Below are 14,860 nucleotides of genomic sequence, written 5' to 3'. Positions count from 1 at the left end.
GTTCGTCATTTCCTTCTTCTCGCCCTCGAGGACGTAGAGCTTCTTCTCCGCGTCGTAGAATTCCGAGGCGGCGACGTCCATGCCGATGCAGACGTCCTTGCCGGGCACGTAGCCGGCCTTCTTGATCGCTTCCATGATCGCCTCGATGCCCGCCTCGTTACTGGACAGGTCGGGGGCGAAGCCGCCCTCGTCGCCGACGGCGGTGTTGAAGCCCTTGGCGTGGAGGACCTTCTTCAGGCTGTGGAAGACTTCGGCGCCCATCCGGAGCGCCTCGTGGAACGAGGTCGCACCGACCGGCAGGATCATGAATTCCTGGAAGTCGATCGAGTTGTCCGCATGCGAGCCGCCGTTGATGATGTTCATCATCGGGGTCGGGAGGACCTTGGCGTTGAAGCCGCCGAGGTACTTGTAGAGCGGCAGTCCGACATAGTCGGCCGCGGCGCGGGCGACGGCGAGCGAGACGCCGAGGATCGCGTTGGCGCCGAGCTTCCCCTTGTTCGGGGTGCCGTCGAGGTCGATCATGAGCTTGTCGAGGAACGTCTGCATCGTGCAGTCGTAGCCGACGACGGCGGGAGCGATGATCTCGTTCACGTTCTTGACGGCCTTGAGGACGCCCTTGCCGAGATAGCGGCCCTTGTCGCCGTCGCGGAGTTCGATGGCCTCGTATTCGCCGGTCGACGCCCCGCTCGGCACGATCGCGCGCCCGAAGGCTCCCGATTCGGTGTAGACTTCGACTTCGATGGTCGGATTGCCGCGCGAGTCGAGGACTTCCCTCGCGTGGACATTGGTGATGTTGGGCATGTTCTTCTCCTTTTATCTATGTAGATTTTTGGAAATCCGGGATGGAAGATTCAGCGGACGAGGAGCGACCTGCCGGTCATCTCGACCGGCTGGGCCACGCCCATGAGTTCGAGCATCGTCGGCGCGATGTCGCCGAGGTTGCCGCCGTCGCGAAGGGCGATGCCCTTCTTCGTGACGATCAGCGGCACGGGGTTGGTGGTGTGGGCGGTGAAGATCGTGCCGTCGTCGTCGATCATCTTCTCGCAGTTGCCGTGGTCGGCGGTGATGAGGGCGATTCCGCCCATCTCGAGGATCTTGTCGACGACCTTGCCGACGCACTCGTCGACGGTCTCGACGGCCTTGATCGCGGCCGGGATGACGCCGGTGTGGCCGACCATGTCGCCGTTCGCGAAATTGAGGATCGCGGTGGCATAGACGCCGGTCGAGAGTTCCTCGACCATCTTGTCGGCGATCTGACGGGCCGACATTTCGGGCATCAGGTCGTAGGTGGGGACCTTCGGGGAGGGGATCAGGACGCGCGTCGCGCCCGGAATCTCCTTGTCGACGCCGCCGTCGAAGAAGAAGGTGACGTGGGCGTATTTCTCGGTCTCGGCGATCCGAAGCTGGCGCATTCCGAGTTCGGCGATGTAGTCGCCGTACATCCGGTCGAGGCTCTGGAGTTCGAAGGCGAGCGGTCCCTTGACGAGGTCGGAATACTTCATCATCGAGACGAAGAAGATGTCTTCGGGTCCACCCGTGACGTCGCACTTGGCGGCCGTCGGATTCGAATAGGCGGTGCCGATCTCGATCGCCCGGTCGGGGCGGAAATTGGCGAAGATGATCGCGTCGCCGGTCTGGATCGTACCGGCCGGGTCGACGACGAAGGGGACGACGAACTCGTCGTTCACACCCGCGGCGTAGCTGGCTTCGACGCCCGCGACCGCGGAGGCGGCCTTCGGGCCCTTGGCGAACGACATCACGTCGTAGGCGAGCTGGATGCGGCCCCAGTTCTTGTCGCGGTCCATCGCGTAGTAGCGGCCGTGGACCGTGGCGATCCTGCCGTAGGCGTTTTTGGCGAAGTCGGCCTCGAGGTCCTTGATGTAGGTCGTTGCCGACTGCGGCGGCACGTCGCGGCCGTCGAGGAACGCGTGCATGTAGGTCTGTTCGATGCCGTTCTTCTTCGCGATGCGGAAGAGGGCCTTGATGTGCTCGATGTGGGAATGCACGCCGCCGTCGGAGAGGAGACCGAAAACGTGCAACTTGGAATGGTTCTTCTTGACGTGGTCGAACGCCTGCACGAAGGCCGGGTTCGTGCAGAAGGACCCGTCCTTGATGGCGACGTTGACGCGCGTGAGCGACTGGTAGACGATGCGTCCGGCGCCGATGTTCATGTGGCCGACCTCGCTGTTGCCCATCTGCCCGTCGGGAAGGCCGACGGCTTCGCCGGACGTGTTGATGGCGGTATTCGGGTATTCCTTGAAGAGACGGTCCAGATTCGGCTTCCTGGCGAGCGCGTAGGCGTTGCCCGGATAGACCTTTCCGATTCCGATTCCGTCCATCACGATCAGTACGACGGGTTTTGTCATGGTTTCACTCCTACCTGATAAATTATACTATGGTTTGGGTTTTTTTTAAAGCGAATGAGATCGGTTGTAAGCATTTACACATTGTAAGATGGCGGACTCAAAACGGGCGGTTTTGATATAATAGAGTGAGAGGTGAACGTCATGCCCGCAAGCAAACTCGCAAAACTCCTCGCCGTGCTGGAATCGAAGATTCCCCAGGGCGGGATCAATTATGTCGTTCCCGACGTCTGGAACGCCTGGGACTATGCCGGAACCGAAATGAGGAAGCTCCCCTCGGGAGAGCTGCTCGTCAACCCGTACCGCTTCTACGCTTCGGTGATCCGCGACCGCATCATGAAGGACGCCGTCCCGGACGCCGACTATGGCCGTTCGCTCTCGAAGTCGCGCGGCTTCAAGGCGAAGAAGGGCTATCTCGGCGGCGACTGGGTCCGCCGCGCGGTCCTCTATTCGACGATGATCCGCACCTCGACCGCCTGGGACCACGACCGCTCCTACTCCCTCGACGTCCAAAACTTCGACGGGATGAAGGAAACGGGCACGTTCGTGAAGACGCTCGCGCTCCTGCCGTTTCTCCGCAAGATGGGCGTCGACACGGTGTACATGCTGCCGATCTCGCGCTTCTCGCTCAAGGACAAGAAGGGCGAACTGGGCAGCCCCTACGGCGTCGCCTCGTTCTTCGACCTCGACCCCTCCCTCAAGGATCCGATGACCGGGTCGAAGATGACCGTCGAGGAGGAGTTCCGCGCCTTCGTCGAAGCCTGCCACATGTACGGCATGCGCGTCGTGATCGACATCATCCCGCGCACCAACGCCGTCGAGAACGACCTGATCCGGAGCCATCCCGACTGGTTCTACTGGATCAAGGCCTCCGAGATCGGGAAATACAAGGTTCCCTACGTCGACGGTCTCGAGAACACGATCCCGCCGAATCCGAAGTACATGCCGGAGGTCTACGCCTCTCCCGACGTCCAGCGCCACATCGCGATGTTCCAGAAGGACCCGAAGGCGCAGGATCCCGTCCTCTGGGAGGAACTCCTGAAGGCCGACCCGGCGAACCTCGTCACCCTCGTCGAACAGAAGTTCAACCTCAAGGTCGCCCCCGCCTTCTCCGACCACATCAACGACGTCCAGCCGCCGTGGACCGACGTCACGTTCTTCCGCATGTTCCTCGACCATCCGAAGGAGACGGCGAAGTATCTGAAGGACGTGAACACCCCGCCCTACATCCTCTTCGACACGATCAAGGCCAACCTCTTCCCCGGCAACCTGCCCAACATCGAACTGTGGCGTACGCTCGCCGGCATCATCCCGTTCTATCAGAAGAACTACGGGATCGACGGCGCCCGCATCGACATGGGCCACGCCCTGCCGCGCGAACTGCTCGACATGATCGTCGCCGAAGCCAAGAAGAACGACCCCGACTTCGCCTTCATCGCCGAGGAGCTCAACACCGACAACGCCCAGAAGGCCAAGGACCTCGGATACAACATCATCATCGGGAACGGCTTCTGGATGGAACCGCGCATCTGGGAGAAGAAGTTCCACAAGTTCGTCTACGGCGCCAAGGACATCGCCCTGCCGATGTTCGCCTGCGCCGAGACGCACGACACCGCCCGCATCGCCGGCCGCGAGGGCGGAAAGCGCCTCGCCCGCATGGTCACGGTCCTGAACATGCTTCTCCCGAACCTCGTGCCGTTCGTCAACTCCGGCCAGGAGGTCTACGAGGTCCAGCCGATGAACACCGGCGTCGACTGCACCGAGAAGGACAAGTACAACCTCCCGAAGGACGACCTCTTCTACGGCAAGCTCGCCCTCTTCGACAAGTATGCCTTCCACTACATGGTTCCCGACCGCTGGGAGCTCGCCGACCACCTCACCGGCGTGAAGGAGATCCGCGCCCGCTGGCTCGACAAGATCGCCGACCTCGATTCCTACGTCCCGATCTACTTCGGCGACTTCGAGACCCCGGCCGTCGGCGTCTCCTACTTCGACAAAAAGACGAAGAAATGCCTCGTCGTCCTCGCCAACGCCGATTATGGAAACGACGTCAAGGTCGTCGCCCAGCTCCAGACCCTGAGGGAAAAGTCCGGCTGCTTCGCCCGCGAGGGGAAACTCGTCTACGCCACCTACGAGATGCCGCGGGAGTTCAGTCAGTTCACCCCCGAGGGCAACGTCTGGGTCCACATGGGCCCCGGCGAGGTCAAGGTCATCGAACTCTGATTGTTCATGAAGCGAACAAAAACACGATTCCGCGCGGAATCGTGTTTTTTCATGCTTTCGGGTGGATGCGCTTTGGTTTCATGGCGAACGCCGCGGCGTTGCCCAGCACGAAGGCGGCGTAGAACGCGACGCCCCTGAGTCCGTCCGTCAGGGCGCGGATGCGGTCGATGTCGCTCGAATAATACTCCGTGAAGCCGGTACCGTCCGCGGGATATTCGTAGAACGGATACGCGACGCCCCCATGCGGGAAGCCGTAGACGACGTGCAGCGAATCCGGAGGGATCAGCATGCGGTCGACGACGAGCGCGCACATCGCGAGGACGAGGACGACGACCGCCGCGTCGACGACCCTCCCGGCCGTCGTGGATTCCGAACGGAAGAACGACAGGATGCACTGGAGGATGCCGCACCAGAGGATCGACAAGGGAACCGAGAGGGCGCTTCTGAAGTCGAAGGTGCCCGCATGTGCGAACGCGGGAAGATAGAGAATCGCGACGAAGGCGGTCAGGATTACGAAGACGGGAATCAGAATCGCTCTTTTACCGACGACGTACCAATCCTTGATCATGATTCCCCACACCCTTTCAGCACATGCGACACCCGATGATCAAAGCAATCCGCGGATCCGTCGGGGAACACCCGTACGGCGGCATTCCTCCGAATCGTTCGGTCGAATGCGGCTCGCCCCGCCATGTCGCTCCGTCGCGACATGTTTCGTCCGTCAGACGGATTTCTTCGCCGCCTCGCTCATGATCGCGACGATGCGGTCGTGGACGGCATCGACCTCGGCGACGGCATGGATCGAAATCTCGCCTTCGGTCGTCCGGATCGCGATTGGCGCGGCGGTGCGGGTGAGCGTCAGCATCCTTTCGCGGACGACGAGGACGCCGCGGATTTCTGCGGCCGGGATGAAAAGCGGCGGACGTCGGGACATGATCCAGATCCCGCCCTCGGCCTCCACGATCAGAACCTCCGGCATGAGGGCCACCTTCACCGCCAGATATGCGAAGAAACCGCCGACGGCGAGGAAGAACAGGACACCGATGACGAGGATTCCGTAGATGCCGCCCTTCGAGACGATCTCGACGACCATGAAGACGGCACACAGCAGCATCAGGAATGCAGTCACGCCGTAGATCAACGTCGCCTCGCCGTATTTCTCGGCGATCGGCTTCCTATCTTCCATGTCGAGCACTCCCCTATCCGATGTACCGGCAGTCCCTGACGAACGGGTCATCCGGCCTATGATGAATGGATTGGATTCACGTCTATACGATATCACATCTTCGCCAAATGTCAATCGCCGACAAGAAAAAACACGGCCGAAGCCGTGTTCATTCGATGGACGTATCGGAGGGACGGTCGAGCTTGTCGAAGACGTTCAGGGCGGGCAAGAGGATGAGGACGTAGAACGTCGCCTCGATCGGCATCTTCAGGAGCCTTAGCGGCAGGTTGAGCCAGATCGAGTACCCCGGATTCACCGTCCAGAGCCAGAGCGGCGTCAGAAAGAGCGAGGTGAGCGCGTACATCGCGACCACCGCGAAGATCAGCTTCGACGGCTGGAAGCGGCCGTCCGCCTTCCGCATCAGGAAGTTGAGGGCGGCGATCCCGAGGGCCGCGAAGAGCGCGAATCCCGAGAGCAGCAGCTTCGACGAATTGTCGAGGGTGCGGCTGTAGACCGCCTCGATGTCGAAGAAGTACCAGGTCGAAAGACCGAGGAGCACCGCCGCGGCGACGTAGTTGAGGACATGGAACAGCCGACGTTCACCCTGGATCGCGGTGCGGATCAGGATCGCCGGAAGGACGCCGTAGAGCGCGGCGTTCAAGGTGTAACCGGGATGGAAGGCGTACCCGTGGGCGATCCCGAACAGGAAGAAGCCGACGAGGTCCTGGACGATGCCGGCGACGCCGCCGTAGACGGGACCGTAGAAGACGCCGGCGAGGATGATCGGCAGATATCCGATCGAGAAGCGGATGACCGGGTTCTCCGTCGGCGGGAGCGAGATCGCGAGGAATTCGGACAGGACGACGCCGATCGCCACGAGCATGCCGGTGAAGATCGGTTTCTGCAGACGCTTGTTTCGCATGGGGCTCCTTCACCGGCCGGGATCGAAATCGACCGGACCGCGTCCCGTCGATTCCAGGAAGCGGTTGACCTTCGAGAACGGGCGGGATCCGAAGAACCCGTAGTTCGCGGAGAGGGGGGACGGATGCGGGCTCTCCAGGACGAGATGGCGCGGATCCGTGATCAGGGACTTCTTCGAGCGGGCGTTGGCGCCCCAGAGAAGGAAGGCGAGCGGTTCGGGATGACTGTTTAGGAGCGCGATCACGCGGTCGGTGAACGTCTCCCACCCGAATCCCTTGTGCGACAGCGGCCGGTTCTTCGCGACCGTCATCACGGTGTTGAGGAGAAGGACGCCGCGCTCGGCCCAGCGGGTGAGGTCGCCGGCGGCGGGGATCGCGACGCCGAGGTCGTCGCGGAGTTCCTTGAAGACGTTCTGAAGCGACGGCGGGACGGGAATGCCCGCCGGGACGGAGAAGCAGAGGCCCATCGCCTCGCCCGGATTGTGGTAGGGGTCCTGGCCGAGGATCACGCACTTCACGGTCGCGTAGGGCGTGAGCCGGAACGCCTGGAAGACGCGGTCGATCGGCGGGTAGCACGGGCCGTTCCGATATTCCTCCTTGACGCGTTCGGTCAGTTCGCGGAAATAGGGCTTGGCGAACTCCGCTTCGAGGAGTCGGCCCCAGTCGTTGTCGAGCATCTTCTCACTTCCTCGTCGGATCGATCCGCGAGGCGCAGGAAGCCGACGTGCAGCCGCCGCAGCCCGAAAAGCCGTCGGGGAACTCGCATCCCTCCGGCGCCTTGGTCTTCTCGTTCCACTTGTAGGCGAGCACGTACACGGCGATCAGGACAACCAGGACGATGCCGCCGATGATGTAGGGCATGGGATCACCACCGTTCGCAAGCGTATTATAACACAGAACCCGCGGGAAGAAAAAAGGTTCGCGCGCGGCGAACCCTTTCCTACTCGATCGTCCGGACCCGCGCGAGCAGTTCCGCCGAGAGGGCGTCGAGGCGCGACTTCGCGAGCGCGGGATCGGAATCGACGACGCCGACGTAGATCTTGAGCTTGGGTTCCGTCCCGGAGGGGCGAAGGACGAACCACGCGTCCTCGTCGAGGATGAACTTCATGACGTTCGACTTCGGGAGCGAAAGCGGCGTCCGGACCAGTCCTTCGACGCGGACGGAGGCTTCGTAGTCTTCGCGCGCCAGAACCCGGAGGCCGGCGACGGATGACGGCGGCGCGGCGCGGAACGAGGCGACGATGCGGTCGATCCGCTTCGCGCCTTCGACGCCGAACAGGTCGACGTTGTGGAGCGTCTCGAGATGGGTGCCGTAGATCGCGTACAGGTCGTTCAGGCGGTCGGCCAGGGTCTTTCCCCGGGCGCGCCAGAAGTTCGCCGCCTCGGCGGCGAGGAGCAGCGCCTGGAGCGAATCCTTGTCGCGCACGAAGTCCTTCACGACGTAGCCGTAGGACTCCTCGTATCCGAACACGAACGAACGGTCGGTGCCTTCGAGGAAACGCGCCTGTTCGCCGATGAACTTGAAGCCGGTGAGGGTCGAGACGACCTCGAGTCCGTAGGCTCGCGCGACCTTGGCGCCGAGGTCGGAGGTGACGATCGTGTTGAAGACGACGCCCTTCGCGGGCAGTCCGCCGTGCTCCTTGAGACCGGCGAGGAGATAGTCGATCAGGACCGCTCCGGTCTGGTTGCCGGTGAGCAGCCGATAGCCGTCGCCTTCGCGGACCGCGACGCCGAGGCGGTCGGCGTCCGGGTCGGTTGCGACGAGGATGTCCGCCGCGACGGCGCGCCCCTTGTCGATCGCAAGCGCGAACGCCTCCGGATTCTCCGGATTGGGCGACTTGACGGTGCCGAAGAACGGGTCGTGGACCATCTGCTCGGCGACCGTGTCGTAGGCGTAGCCGCATTCCGAAAGAAGCCGCACGGCGAGTTCGGCGGCGGTGCCGTGGAGCGGCGTGAAGACGATCTTCAGGTCCTTCTTCGCGTCCGGTCGGAGCTGTACGGTCTTGACGCGTTCGAGATAGGCACGATCGACGTCCCCGCCGATCGTCTCGAACAGGCCCCGTCGCTTCATCGCGGCCGGATCCGCGACGGCGATCGAGAACGGATCGTCGACGGCGTCGACGAAGGCGGCGATCGCGTCGGCGTAGGCCGGGGTGTACTGGCAGCCGTACTCGTCGTAGATCTTGTAGCCGTTGTACTTCGGCGGATTGTGGCTGGCGGTGATCACGATGCCGGCGAGGGCGGACAGATGGCGGACGGCGAAGGACAGTTCCGGTGTCGGCCGGAGCGCGTCGAAGAGATAGCTCTTGATGCCGTGGGCGCCGAGGACGCGGGCGGACTCGAGGGCGAATTCGCGCGACATGTTGCGGTTGTCGTGGGCGATCACGACGCCGCGGGAGAGCGCGGAGGGGACGTAGCGGTCCGCGAGATAGCGGGCAAGGCCTTCGTTCGCCTTGCGGACAGTGTAGACGTTCATCCGGTTCGTCCCGGCGCCGACGATGCCGCGGAGACCGCCGGTGCCGAAGGACAGGGAGGTATAGAACATGTCTTCGAGTTCGGTCTCGGAACGGTCCTCGAGATCTTTCCGGACGATCGGATCGAGGTCGGTCCGGTTCATCCAGGTCTGATAGGTCTGTCGCCACATGGTCGGGGCTCCTTTCATCGTCGGTTCGTTTCCAGAAAAAATCCTTTTGAACACGTCAAAAGGATGGGAGGTTCAACGGATGTAATCAACGACGCCGTCCTTGATCGTCTTCGGATCGGGATCGGGACCCGTCGGGTGGCCGATCGCGATCGCGCAGTCGTGTTCGTACCCCTCGGGAATCTTCAGGAGGCGGTTGACGTCGACGACGTTCGACTGGTGGTAGAGGTAGCGGGTCTGGCCGACGATGACCGAGCCGAGTCCGAGCGATTTCGCCGAGAGCGCCAGGTTTTCGAGGGCGGCGCCGCAGTTGATCTCGCTGAAGCCCTCGATCGCCGAGGAGAGGAAGATGACGACGGGGGCGTGATAGAAGACGTGATATCCCGGTTCCTTCCTGATGCCGAGGCGGTCCATGCCGGCGAGGGTCATGTCGTTCAGCGTCTCGATCGTCTTCCTGTCGGTGATGACGGTGAAGTGCCACGACTGCTTGTTCCGCGAACTCGGCGCATGGATGCCGCATTCGACGATCAGCTTGAGGTCTTCTTCGCGGACGGGTTCCTCGCTGTACTGCCGGACGCTCCGGCGTGACAGGATCAGATCGATCATCGGGTTCTTCATCGTGATACCTCCTAGTCTTCCAGAATCTTCGGAGCGAGCAGGGGATGACAGGGCTCCGCGACTTCCATCGTGAAGCTGGCGGCCTTCTTGCCGCAGTTGATCGATTCGTGCATCGATAGCCCCTTGGCGAGGCCGTAGACGGTGCCGGCGACGAGGGCATCGCCGCAGCCGTTCGAGGAGACCGGGTTCTTCGTCTCGAAGATGGCGGTCTGGTAGATGCGCCGTTCGATGTTGTAGGTGATCGGTTCGGGACCGTTGGTCACGACGACCGTCTTCACGCCCGTCGCGAGCAGGTCCTTGACGCCGTAGATGATGTCGTCCGCAGGCCGTCCGAGCAGTTCGGAGAGCTCGCCGCGGTTGACCTTGAGGAGCCATACGCGATCGAGGAACGGACGGATCCTGCCGACCTTGGCGCGGCTGACGCCGTCGACCACGATCTTCTTGTCCGCATAGCGGGCGGTGAGCCTGTCGAGCACGGCGGCGGGCAGGTTGGCGTCGAGGACGAGGATGTCGAAGCCGTCGATGTCGCCGTCGAAGGGAACGAAATCTTCGGGAGTGAGCGAATCCATGACGCGGAAATCGCTCACCGCCGTGGTCAGAACGCCGTCGGGTTCGTGGATCGAAAGGTATTTGCCGGAAGGTCCGGGGCGGACTGGGGAAAGGGCGAAGGCGACCCCGGCGCGCGTCAGGTGCTCGCGCACGAAACCGGCGAAGACATCGTCGCCGAAGAAGGTGAGGAGGGCGACGTCGAGGGAAAGCCGCGTCAGGTTCTCGGCGATGTTCTTGCCGACGCCGCCGACCGAGAGGCCGACTTCGCCGGGATTGGAGTCGGCGGGAAGGATCGCCCGCGTGCCGACGCCGGAGATGTCGACGACGGCCGCGCCGATCACGAGGATCCGGTCCATGGTCTACTCCAGGATGTTGGACGTGATGTAATCGACGCCCATCTTGATCAGACGCTCGGCGGCGGCCTTGTCGTCGACGGTCCAGACGGCGACCTTGAGGCCGATCAGATGCGCCCGCTTGAGGAGGTCTTCGCCAACCTTCTCCCAATGGACGTCCATGCCGATCTGGTGCTTTTCGCAGAAATCGATGCCCTTTTCGGTGACTTCGCTCATCAGATACATCATCTCGAATCCCGGGTAGGTCTTCTTGACGTAGGCGAGATAGCGCTCGTCGAAGGAGATGATGGTCGTCTTCTCCTCCATCTTGTGGCGTCGGATCTCGCCGATCACGACGTCGACGTTCTCATTCGAAAGGCCGCTCTTGAGTTCGATGAAGCAAGCCTTCTTGTAGGTCTTGCAGATGACGAGGTATTCCTCGAGCGTCGGGATCGTGACGCTCTCGGAGAGGTTGCCGGTCTTGCGGTCGATCAGCGCGAACTTGCGGAGTTCGTCGTAGCGGAAGGAGGGAATGTACAGGTTCAGGAGACCGAGGCGAAGGAGGGTGTCGTCGTGCGACACGACGATCTTGCCGTCGCGGGTCGCATGGACGTCGCATTCGATGCCGAAATAGCTTCGGTTCGCCGCGGCGATGAAGGCGTTCACGGTGTTTTCCGTTTCGATCCCGGAAAGGCCGCGGTGAGCGACCATGCCCTTGAAGTACTTGTCGATTTTCACGGTGTTCATGCTGTCACGCTCGCTTCTTGTTCCTTCTCTATCATTATACCAACTTCGGGCGTCTTTTGACACAACAAGTACGCGAATTTCTCGCGAGCGCGTCCGCATGCGCCCCCGACCATGGTATAATGGGATTCGACAAGAGGTGATCCGCATGACCATCGGCCAGCTCCAGATGAGCTTTTCCCGCTACAAGACCGCCAGCGCGGTCGAGAAGTCGCTTCTCCCCGCGTTCTTCCTCCCGATCCCGCTCTTCGTCATCCTGTTGAACGCAGGCATCTTCATGTCGCTCTACCTGTCCGGTTCTCCGATCGAGTTCAACGGCGTCCTCCGCACCCCCGGAGATCCGCTCTACGAAGCGGGCTTCTGGTCTCTCATCCGCTTCTTCGTCCTGTTTTCCGCGATCTTCCTCACGGTCGGCATCGCCATTCTGGTTCGGAGCGAAAAGCGCCGACACTGGCTCTCGATCGACGCCGACGGGCGATATGCGATCTTGGTGGTCACACGCCATAAGGAGATCCTCACCCTCCCCGGATCGACCCATGAGTACGACCGGAGAAGCGGTCGGGTCGCTTCGACGACCCAAAGCAGGATCGCGCCGACACCGTTCGATCCGGTCTTCTTCTGGGCGTTCCGGGAACAGGAGGACGAAACCTGGAAGGTCAGGGAGAAACCCGGTCGGATCATCCTGAAACGGACCGTCGGACCGACGGGGGTCTCCTTCGCGTCGCGACGGATCCTCACCTGGTCGATCCGACTCGACGAATCCGGACGTCCGCTCCGCGCGACCTATTCCGTCGGTCAGGGTTCGTCTTCGAGCTACAGCATGACATCCCTGAAGCGCTTCGTCTACGCGGACGTGGGCGCCTCCCTCCGGATGCCGATCCGTCCCGAACTGCGGGCCGTGATCGAGGATCCGACGATCGCCTCGATGCTCTGATCCCAAACGAAAGAAACGAGGTTTCCCTGCATGGGAAACCTCGTTTTTCAAGATGGATTCAGTCGGAATCTTCGCACACGTCTCTGCCCTTGATCAGCGGCGAGACGCGCTTGTAGATGACGATGACGATCGCCGAGATCACGAGCCCCTTGAAGACGTTGAAGGGGACGATTCCGAAGAGGATGCCGGTGCGGACGTCGGTGATGTAGGGGATCGCGATCGAGAACTGCAGGATCAGGTCATCGAGCGAGAGGCCCATCAGTCCGGCGTACCACGGAAGCAGCACGTACCAGTTGAGCAGGGCGCCGGCGGCGGTCATCACGAAGGTCCCCGCCGCAAGCCCGATCAGGGCCGCGCCGCGGGTCCGGTGGAACCGGTAGACGAGCGAAGCGGGCAGCACGAACGCGATCCCGATCAGGAAGTTGGCGAGTTCGCCGATTCCCCAGGTCAGGGTTCCCTCGATGAGCAGGTTGACGGTGATCTTGATCCCTTCGATCGCGATCCCGGCGATCGGACCGAGTGCGAACGCGCCGATCATCACCGGCACCTCCGACAGGTCGAGCTTGAGGAACGACGGCCCGAGGAACGGGATCGCGAATTCAGCGAGCATGATCACCGCGGACATCGTGCCGAGGATCGCGACGAGCGCGAGCCAGCGGACCGGCGTCGTCCGTCTCTTGACGCAGTTGACTTGATTGTTTTCCATCGGAATCCTCCCAAAGAAAATCGCCCCGTGCAAGGGGGCGATTTCGTGCGCAAAGGAAGCGTTGCGCCGACTTCTTCCATCCAGACTGTACTGTCGGTTCGGGAATTCCACCCGATCGTGCTTGCGCTTGCGGACTCTACCGCCGGTGGGGAATCGCACCCCGCCCCGAAGTCGTATGTTCGATTGTATTTCCATTATACCGCAGAACGGAGATGGATGCAAGCCTCAGGCGACGATCGCGTAGGCGCGCACGGGCGACCCGTCGAGGCCGACGAGCGGCAGCGGTGCGCACGAGAGGAAGAACGCCGGCGGCAGTCCTTCGAGGGCGCAAAGGGTCTCGACGACGACGATGCCGGCGCCGAGCAGGTCAGAATGACAGGCGGCGTTGTCGCTTTTCCCATATTTGACGGAAGGCATGTCGACGCCGAGGAGGACGATGTCCCGCTCCTTCAGAAACGCGAAGAGCGACGGTTCGAAGCCGGGGTGTCCGGTGAAGAAGTCGGTTTCGCCGAACCGGCGTTCCCAGCCGGTCGAGACCAGCAGGCGCGGCGTCCGTTCGCACAGCCGTTCCCAGGCCGCGGCGAGGTCCGCGGTCCGGACGATCCCGTCGTGCGGGGTCACGCGGATCAGATTCGCGCGGCCGACGGTCTTCGCGATGGCGATTCCGTCGACGCCCGACCCCGCGGCGAAAAAGTGCCGCGGCGCATCCAGGTGGGTTCCCACGTGGAGTCCGGTCGTCACCTGCGCGAGCCGGAAGCCGACGTCCCCCGCCTCGTGGGCGACGGCGACCCGGAAGGACGGGTCGCCCGGATAGACGGGAGTTTGCTCGGAGAGCGGCCGGGTCAGATCGACGAGTTGCTCATTCTGCCGCATCGGCGGACTCCGTGTAGGCGGCCTTCTCGGAAGCGGAGAGGCGGGCGATGACGAGGTAGCGGTCGATCTTGTCGAAGGCGACGGTATAGCTCACGGTGCCGTCGACGTCGTCCGCCGTCGTCCCGTAAGAAACCTCGAGCGCAAGCAGGTCGGCGTCGTGCGTGAAGGTCACGGCGACGGTCGCGAAACGGACCGAATCGATGTCGGCGGGGACGTGGAAGGTCGATTCGATCATGGTGGCGTCGAACTCGAACTGCACCGTACACTGGTCGGCGTCGACGACGAACGAATCGGCGCGCGTGTCGGCCTCGTTGATCTCGTCCTTGAGGAACGAGCGGTAGAGAGACTCGAACTCGGCGCGCGGGGTCGTCGACCACGTGCGCGTGACGGTTCCGTTCTCGTTGCGGGCGACGTAGACGCGTCCGTCTTCGTACTGGGTCTCGGAATTCTGCCAGCGGTCGGGCTCCTCGATCGTCGTGGCGACGTAGGCGATCAGATCGTCGGCGCCGCCGTGCTTCAGCCGGACCGTCATCGACTCCGTCGTCTCGACGGACCCGGCGACGTAGGTCGACGCATAGTCGAGCGTGAAGGATTCGGCCGAAAGCCAGCGGGAGATCGCCTCGTTCATGAGGTCGAAGGCCTCGTCGGCGGTATAGTCTGGAAGCGTCCGTTCGCAGGCCGTCAGGCTGCCGGCGAAGAGGAAGGCAAGGAGGAGCAGGAGCGTTTTTTTCATGGGTCAGTCACCTCGATGAAGATTATATCAAAGAACCGTCCGCCCGTATCCGAAAACGA

The 14,860-nt window shown here is 62.5% G+C and carries 16 protein-coding genes and 1 riboswitch; of the genes, 2 read left to right on the top strand and 14 right to left on the bottom strand.

Annotation, left to right across the window (positions count from 1 at the left end; translation table 11 throughout):
- Both WC509_05955 and gpmI read right to left on the bottom strand, forming a co-directional pair.
- On the bottom strand, window positions 1-801 hold an 801-nt coding region (locus WC509_05955), incomplete at its 3' end, for a phosphopyruvate hydratase (protein MFA5006989.1).
- 50 nt (window positions 802-851) lie between these two features.
- Window positions 852-2,366 carry a 2,3-bisphosphoglycerate-independent phosphoglycerate mutase gene (gpmI, locus tag WC509_05950; protein MFA5006988.1) on the bottom strand — a complete coding sequence of 505 codons (1,515 nt, stop codon included), beginning with the start codon at window positions 2,364-2,366 and terminating at the stop codon, window positions 852-854.
- Between the two features lie 141 nt (window positions 2,367-2,507).
- On the opposite strand from gpmI, the gene WC509_05945 reads away from it, so the two are divergent.
- Window positions 2,508-4,586 carry a hypothetical protein gene (locus WC509_05945; GenBank protein MFA5006987.1) on the top strand — a complete coding sequence of 693 codons (2,079 nt, stop codon included), beginning with the start codon at window positions 2,508-2,510 and terminating at the stop codon, window positions 4,584-4,586.
- 49 nt (window positions 4,587-4,635) lie between these two features.
- Here the strand turns inward: WC509_05945 and WC509_05940 are convergent, their stop codons facing one another.
- The 9 genes from WC509_05940 to WC509_05900 all read right to left on the bottom strand — a co-directional run bounded on the left by WC509_05940 (window position 4,636) and on the right by WC509_05900 (window position 11,558).
- The gene (locus WC509_05940) at window positions 4,636-5,154 is read right to left on the bottom strand and encodes a hypothetical protein (protein MFA5006986.1); all 519 of its coding nucleotides are present in this window, start codon (window positions 5,152-5,154) and stop codon (window positions 4,636-4,638) included.
- A 153-nt stretch (window positions 5,155-5,307) separates the two neighbouring features.
- Window positions 5,308-5,772 carry a hypothetical protein gene (locus tag WC509_05935; GenBank protein MFA5006985.1) on the bottom strand — a complete coding sequence of 155 codons (465 nt, stop codon included), beginning with the start codon at window positions 5,770-5,772 and terminating at the stop codon, window positions 5,308-5,310.
- Window positions 5,773-5,920: 148 nt separating this feature from the next.
- Complete coding sequence (locus WC509_05930) at window positions 5,921-6,673, bottom strand: folate family ECF transporter S component (GenBank protein ID MFA5006984.1); 753 nt, start codon at window positions 6,671-6,673, stop codon at window positions 5,921-5,923.
- A gap of 9 nt (window positions 6,674-6,682) precedes the next feature.
- The gene (gene ung / locus WC509_05925) at window positions 6,683-7,348 is read right to left on the bottom strand and encodes a uracil-DNA glycosylase (protein ID MFA5006983.1); all 666 of its coding nucleotides are present in this window, start codon (window positions 7,346-7,348) and stop codon (window positions 6,683-6,685) included.
- A gap of 4 nt (window positions 7,349-7,352) precedes the next feature.
- Complete coding sequence (locus WC509_05920; GenBank protein MFA5006982.1) at window positions 7,353-7,532, bottom strand: hypothetical protein; 180 nt, start codon at window positions 7,530-7,532, stop codon at window positions 7,353-7,355.
- Between the two features lie 79 nt (window positions 7,533-7,611).
- Window positions 7,612-9,315 carry a phospho-sugar mutase gene (locus WC509_05915; protein ID MFA5006981.1) on the bottom strand — a complete coding sequence of 568 codons (1,704 nt, stop codon included), beginning with the start codon at window positions 9,313-9,315 and terminating at the stop codon, window positions 7,612-7,614.
- 72 nt (window positions 9,316-9,387) lie between these two features.
- Window positions 9,388-9,930, bottom strand: a complete 543-nt coding sequence (locus WC509_05910; protein ID MFA5006980.1) for a nitroreductase family protein — start codon at window positions 9,928-9,930, stop codon at window positions 9,388-9,390.
- 11 nt (window positions 9,931-9,941) lie between these two features.
- Entirely contained in the window at window positions 9,942-10,835 is an 894-nt protein-coding gene (locus tag WC509_05905; GenBank protein MFA5006979.1) for a PfkB family carbohydrate kinase, read from the bottom strand.
- Window positions 10,836-10,838: 3 nt separating this feature from the next.
- The gene (locus tag WC509_05900) at window positions 10,839-11,558 is read right to left on the bottom strand and encodes a glycerophosphodiester phosphodiesterase family protein (protein MFA5006978.1); all 720 of its coding nucleotides are present in this window, start codon (window positions 11,556-11,558) and stop codon (window positions 10,839-10,841) included.
- 145 nt (window positions 11,559-11,703) lie between these two features.
- Between WC509_05900 and WC509_05895 the strand changes: the two genes are divergently transcribed.
- The gene (locus tag WC509_05895; protein MFA5006977.1) at window positions 11,704-12,489 is read left to right on the top strand and encodes a hypothetical protein; all 786 of its coding nucleotides are present in this window, start codon (window positions 11,704-11,706) and stop codon (window positions 12,487-12,489) included.
- 58 nt (window positions 12,490-12,547) lie between these two features.
- On the opposite strand, the gene WC509_05890 is transcribed toward WC509_05895, so the two are convergent.
- From WC509_05890 to WC509_05880, 3 genes are all read right to left on the bottom strand, one after another.
- Entirely contained in the window at window positions 12,548-13,195 is a 648-nt protein-coding gene (locus WC509_05890) for an ECF transporter S component (protein MFA5006976.1), read from the bottom strand.
- 64 nt (window positions 13,196-13,259) lie between these two features.
- Window positions 13,260-13,372: riboswitch (FMN riboswitch) on the bottom strand.
- A 48-nt stretch (window positions 13,373-13,420) separates the two neighbouring features.
- Window positions 13,421-14,068 (bottom strand): cyclase family protein, encoded by a 648-nt coding sequence (locus WC509_05885; protein MFA5006975.1) that lies wholly within the window; start codon window positions 14,066-14,068, stop codon window positions 13,421-13,423.
- Window positions 14,055-14,801, bottom strand: coding sequence for a hypothetical protein (locus WC509_05880; GenBank protein MFA5006974.1), 747 nt, complete (start codon window positions 14,799-14,801; stop codon window positions 14,055-14,057). Before WC509_05880 ends, WC509_05885 begins: the two co-directional genes overlap by 14 nt.
- Between the last annotated feature and the right edge of the window lie 59 nt (window positions 14,802-14,860).

This window comes from Candidatus Izemoplasmatales bacterium, assembly GCA_041649275.1.
In the GTDB taxonomy this organism is placed as follows: Bacteria; Bacillota_I; Bacilli_A; order Izemoplasmatales; family Hujiaoplasmataceae; genus UBA12489.
Note: the sequence above shows the minus strand (reverse complement) of the source record. Positions and strands in the feature narration are given on the sequence as shown.

Bases quoted from the DNA above. Each gene is read 5' to 3' on its own strand.
- WC509_05885 (MFA5006975.1), bottom strand. From the start codon at position 14,068: ATGCGGCAGAATGAGCAACTCGTCGATCTGACCCGGCCGCTCTCCGAG.
- WC509_05915 (MFA5006981.1), bottom strand. From the start codon at position 9,315: ATGTGGCGACAGACCTATCAGACCTGGATGAACCGGACCGACCTCGAT.
- WC509_05880 (MFA5006974.1), bottom strand. From the start codon at position 14,801: ATGAAAAAAACGCTCCTGCTCCTCCTTGCCTTCCTCTTCGCCGGCAGC.
- WC509_05910 (MFA5006980.1), bottom strand. From the start codon at position 9,930: ATGAAGAACCCGATGATCGATCTGATCCTGTCACGCCGGAGCGTCCGG.
- WC509_05895 (MFA5006977.1), top strand. From the start codon at position 11,704: ATGACCATCGGCCAGCTCCAGATGAGCTTTTCCCGCTACAAGACCGCC.
- gpmI (MFA5006988.1), bottom strand. From the start codon at position 2,366: ATGACAAAACCCGTCGTACTGATCGTGATGGACGGAATCGGAATCGGA.
- WC509_05890 (MFA5006976.1), bottom strand. From the start codon at position 13,195: ATGGAAAACAATCAAGTCAACTGCGTCAAGAGACGGACGACGCCGGTC.
- WC509_05935 (MFA5006985.1), bottom strand. From the start codon at position 5,772: ATGGAAGATAGGAAGCCGATCGCCGAGAAATACGGCGAGGCGACGTTG.
- WC509_05920 (MFA5006982.1), bottom strand. From the start codon at position 7,532: ATGCCCTACATCATCGGCGGCATCGTCCTGGTTGTCCTGATCGCCGTG.
- WC509_05900 (MFA5006978.1), bottom strand. From the start codon at position 11,558: ATGAACACCGTGAAAATCGACAAGTACTTCAAGGGCATGGTCGCTCAC.
- WC509_05945 (MFA5006987.1), top strand. From the start codon at position 2,508: ATGCCCGCAAGCAAACTCGCAAAACTCCTCGCCGTGCTGGAATCGAAG.
- WC509_05905 (MFA5006979.1), bottom strand. From the start codon at position 10,835: ATGGACCGGATCCTCGTGATCGGCGCGGCCGTCGTCGACATCTCCGGC.
- ung (MFA5006983.1), bottom strand. From the start codon at position 7,348: ATGCTCGACAACGACTGGGGCCGACTCCTCGAAGCGGAGTTCGCCAAG.
- WC509_05940 (MFA5006986.1), bottom strand. From the start codon at position 5,154: ATGATCAAGGATTGGTACGTCGTCGGTAAAAGAGCGATTCTGATTCCC.
- WC509_05930 (MFA5006984.1), bottom strand. From the start codon at position 6,673: ATGCGAAACAAGCGTCTGCAGAAACCGATCTTCACCGGCATGCTCGTG.